Origin of the sequence: Hansschlegelia beijingensis (assembly GCF_045505405.1) — a bacterium.
GTDB classification, from domain to species: Bacteria; Pseudomonadota; Alphaproteobacteria; order Rhizobiales; family Methylopilaceae; genus Methylopila; species Methylopila beijingensis_A.
On sequence record NZ_JBJKEX010000242.1, the window covers coordinates 1 to 4568 of the forward strand.

2 protein-coding genes and 1 pseudogene are annotated in these 4568 nt (G+C 69.5%); all 3 read left to right on the plus strand.

The features are described from left to right. Positions 1-126: 126 nt before the first annotated feature. A pseudogene (locus ACIKT0_RS13310) lies at positions 127-765 on the plus strand (pseudouridine synthase); the annotation flags it as partial. A gap of 254 nt (positions 766-1019) precedes the next feature. Beyond that, positions 1020-3167 carry a putative bifunctional diguanylate cyclase/phosphodiesterase gene (locus tag ACIKT0_RS13315; RefSeq protein ID WP_407105806.1) on the plus strand — a complete coding sequence of 716 codons (2148 nt, stop codon included), beginning with the start codon at positions 1020-1022 and terminating at the stop codon, positions 3165-3167. 107 nt (positions 3168-3274) lie between these two features. Next, positions 3275-4568: sensor histidine kinase (locus tag ACIKT0_RS13320; RefSeq protein ID WP_407105807.1), on the plus strand; the 1294-nt coding region annotated here is incomplete at its 3' end.

A 4568-nucleotide genomic window follows, 5' to 3' on the forward strand; every position in this document is an offset into this window, starting at 1 on the left:
CCTCGAAGGCCCTTCGATGTTTTCGTTGAAGATGCCGCTCTCCGCGCCTCCTCGAGCGCGCGATCCATCGGTGAGGCGCGGATGGTCCTCGTCAACGCCTCGCCCGCATGCTATCGCCCGCTCGTCATGACAGAACCGACCGAAACGCCCGGCGAGCCCCAAGGGGACGCGCCGGAGGACCACGCCACGCGCCGCCCCGGCGAGCGCCTCGCCAAAGCGATCGCGCGCGCCGGCCTCGGCTCCCGCCGCGACGCCGAGATCTGGATCGGCGAAGGCCGCGTGAAGGTCAACGGCGCGGCGGTGACGACCGCGGCCTTCAACGTCACCCGCCAGGACCGCGTCGAGGTCGACGGCCGCCCGCTTCCCGAGCGGGAGCGGACGCGGCTGTGGCTCTACCACAAGCCGCGCGGCTATGTGACGACCAACCGCGACCCGGAAGGGCGCGAGACGGTGTTCTCGATCCTGCCCCCCGGCCTGCCGCGGGTGATGACGATCGGCCGGCTCGACATCAACACCGAAGGCCTGCTGCTGCTCACCAATGACGGCGGGCTCGCGCGCGTGCTGGAGCTTCCCGAGACCGGCTGGCTGCGCCGCTACCGGGTGCGCGCCTTCGGCCGCGTGACGCAGGCGCAGCTCGACGCGCTCAAGGACGGCGTGGAGATCGACGGCTTCGCCTACGGCCCGGTCGAGGCCGAGGTCGAGCGCCAGCAGAGCGACAATGTGTGGCTCATGATCGGCCTGCGCGAGGGCAAGAACCGCGAGGTCACGGTCGGTTTGGCGTCCGTCACCGGGCCCGGTCCGGCCGAACTGCGCGAACGAAAAACGCCCGACGATCAGGGCGCTTACCCCCTGATTTCTCACTGCTCATTGTCTTTTCTTTAAGGCGCTTTTGCTAGACCGGGCAGGATCGCGTCAGTCCGACGAGAGCCTTCCGGCGGCTATTTGCGCCGGCCAGTCATCGTCATTCGCCCGGTTTACGCGAGCGAGGCCGGCGCGGCCAAGAGGTTTCGACGACCGACATGCCGCTGATCTGCATCCTGGACGACCGCGTCACCAACCGGAACATCTTCGCCAAACTCGCGGCGTCGATTGAGCCGGACGTGACCGTGCGCGCGTTCGGCAGCCCGCTCGAGGCGCTCGCCTGGATGGCGGAGAACACGCCCGACCTGGTCATCACCGACTTCAAGATGCCGGAGCTCGACGGGGCCGAGTTCACGCGCCGGTTCCGGTCGCTGCGGGGCTGCGAGGACGTCCCCGTCGTGGTGCTGACGGTCTACGAGGAGCGCAGCTTCCGCCTCAGCGCGCTCGAGGCTGGCGCGACCGACTTCCTGCAGAGCCCGGTCGATCATCACGAATTCCTGACCCGGGCGCGCAACCTCCTGAAGATGCGCCGCCAGCAACTGGTCATCGCGAGCCGCGCCGTGACGCTGGAGAAGGAGCTGCGCAGCAGCGAGCGCTCGCGCCAGCAGGCGCTGCGCGATTCCTCGGAGCGCCTCGCGCAGGTGATCGACACGGTGCCGGCGATGATCAGCGCCGCAGACCGCGCCGGCCGCTGCATCTTCGTCAACGCCTACCAGGCTTCCCTGAAGGGGCTCGAGGCGCCGGCGCTGCTCGGCCGCTCGGCGATCGACATGTTCGGGCCCGAGCACGGCGCGCGCAGCGCGGCGCTCGACCGGCTGATCTGCGAAAGCGGCGCGACGATCCCGTCCTTCGAGGAGGAGATCGTCACCCGGGGCGGCGAGCGGCGCTGCTTCCTGACCACCAAGGCGCCGCTGCGCGACGCCGCCGGCGACATCGTCGCGGTTCTCACCACCTCGCTCGACATCACCGACCGCAAGCGGGCGGAGGGCCATCTCCGGCACCTCGCGCACCATGACGCGCTGACCGACCTGCCGAACCGCGCTCTGCTGCACGAGCGCGTGCGCCACGAGATCGCGCATGCGCGCCGGACCGACCGCAAGTTCGCGCTGCACCTGTTCGATCTCGACCGCTTCAAGGGCATCAACGACGTGCTCGGCCACCACGTCGGCGACCGGCTGCTGCGCGCCGTCGCCGATCGGCTGAGGGCGACGGTGCGCGACAGCGATACGGTGGCGCGCCTCGGCGGCGACGAGTTCGCGATCCTCCAGGCCAATGTGCTGACGGTCGACGACACCACCGAGCTGGCCCGCAGGGTGCGCGAGGCGCTCGCCATCCCGTTCCGGTTCGACGGCGAGGAGGTCTCGACCTCGGCCAGCATCGGCATCGCGCTGTTCCCGGACAACGGCTTCGACGTCGACGACCTGCTCAAGAACGCCGACCTCGCGATGTACCGCGCCAAGGCGGACGGCCGCGACGGCTTCCGCGCCTTCGCGGCCGACATGGACACCAGCGCCCGCGCCATCACGGTGCTGGAGAGCGACCTGCGCCGCGCCCTGGTCCGCAATGAGTTCGAGCTGCACTACCAGCCGCAGGTCGACCTCGCGACCGGCCGCATCGTGGGCGCGGAGGCGCTGATCCGGTGGCGCCGGGAGAACGGCGACCTGGTGAGCCCGGGCGAGTTCCTGCCGCGCGCGGAGGAGAACGGGCTGATCGTGCCGATCAACGAGTGGGTGCTCCGCGAGGCCTGCTCGCAGGCCGCCTCGTGGCCGAAGCTCGGGCTCCCCCCGATCCGCATCGCGGTCAACCTGTCGGGCGTCCAGTTCCGCAAGGTCGACGTGCGTCAGGTCGTGCTCGACGCGCTGGAGGCCTCCGAGCTCGACCCGAAGCGGCTCGAGCTCGAGCTGACCGAGACCATCCTGCTGCAGGACACCGGCACGGTCGTCGGGCAGCTCAAGGCGCTGCGGGACCGCGGCGTAACCTTCTCGATCGACGACTTCGGCACCGGCTATTCGTCGCTCGCTTATGTGAAGAACTTCCCCGTCGACCGGCTGAAGATCGACCGCAGCTTCGTCGACAACCTCAAGAACGACGCCAACGACGCCGCGATCGTGCGGGCCATCATCAATCTCGGTCACAGCCTCGATCTGGAGGTCATCGCCGAGGGCGTAGAGACCGCAGCCCAGGTGGCGCATCTGCGCGCCGAGGGCTGCGACGAGGTCCAGGGCTTCTATTTCGGGCGGCCCATGCGCGCCCCCGACCTCGTGGAGCTTGTCCGGCGCGAGACGCTGCTGGTCCGGACTGCATGATGAGGCGCCGGTCGAAGGCCGCGGCCGCGGAGCAGACGCCGCGTCGCCCGTCTCTCCTCCGAAGGATGATGACGCGTCTCCGGAACAGGCCGGACGGCGAGCACGAGATGGCGCTCAACCGCCTGGTGCTCGCCCTGCTGGTGCTCGGCTATCTGAGCGTCCAGGCCTATGAGGAGAGCAACCCGTTCACCGGGCCCTTCGAGATCACGGCCGCCTACACGCTCGGCGCGATCGGCTTTCTCGCGCACATGCTCTGGCGGCCGGGCTCCTCGCTGCCGCGTCGCACGATCGCGATGGTGTTCGACTTCGCCGGCATCTCCTATTGCCTGCACGCCGGCGGGGACATGACGGCCATCATCTACCCGACCTATCTGTGGGTGATCTTCGGCAACGGCTTCCGCTTCGGGATTCCGTCCCTGCTTGGGGCCGCGTCGGTCGGCATCGCGAGCTTCGCGGTGGTGATCGCGACGACGCCCTACTGGCACGACAATCTCGGCCTTTCGCTCGGCCTGCTGTTCGGGCTCCTGGTGCTGCCCGCCTATGCGGCGACGCTCATCAAGAAGCTGCAGCGCGCAAAGCTCGCGGCCGAGGAGGCGAGCCGGGCGAAAAGTCAGTTCCTGGCGAGCGTGAGCCATGAGCTGCGCACCCCGCTCAACGCCGTCATCGGCCTGACCGACCTGCTCGACGCCACCGAGCTCGATCCGGAGCAGCGCGACATGGTGCGCACCACGGGCGAGTCCGGCCGGGTGCTGCTCGGGCTGATCGACGAGTTGCTGACCTTCAGCCGCATCGAGGCGGGCCGGATGCCGACGAACATCGTCGACTTCGATCTGCACGAGGTGCTCGCGGGCGTGCGCGGCCTGCTGATGACGCAGGCCCGCACCAAGAATCTCCGCTTCGGGATCCACGTGACGCCGCGCACGCCGTTCCGGCTGCGGGGCGAGTCCCGGCAGATCCGCGACGTGCTGCTCAACCTCGCCGGCAACGCCGTCAAGTTCACCGAGCAGGGCGGCGTCGCGGTCAGCGTCGATCTGGTCGGCGGCTCGGACGACCGGCCGCGGCTGCGCTTCGAGGTCTCCGACACCGGCATCGGCATCGCGCCCGAGGCCCGGAGCCGGATCTTCGACAGCTTCACGCAGGCCGACGAGACGATCATCAACAGCTATGGCGGGACGGGCCTCGGCCTCGCCATCTGCAAGCAGCTCGTCGAGCATCAGGGCGGGACCATCGAGCTCGAAAGCGAGCCCGGGATCGGCAGCACCTTTGCGTTCGAGCTCGATCTCGCGGCCGCCGAGGATCCGTCCACGATCCCGGAGCGCGTGGAGGCGCAGGTCGTCGCCCTCGCGCCGCGACCCGACGCAGCGGCCGCGCTCGCGCAGGCTCTGCGGGACATCGGCGTCG

Bases quoted from the DNA above. Each gene is read 5' to 3' on its own strand.
- ACIKT0_RS13315 (WP_407105806.1), top strand. From the start codon at position 1,020: ATGCCGCTGATCTGCATCCTGGACGACCGCGTCACCAACCGGAACATC.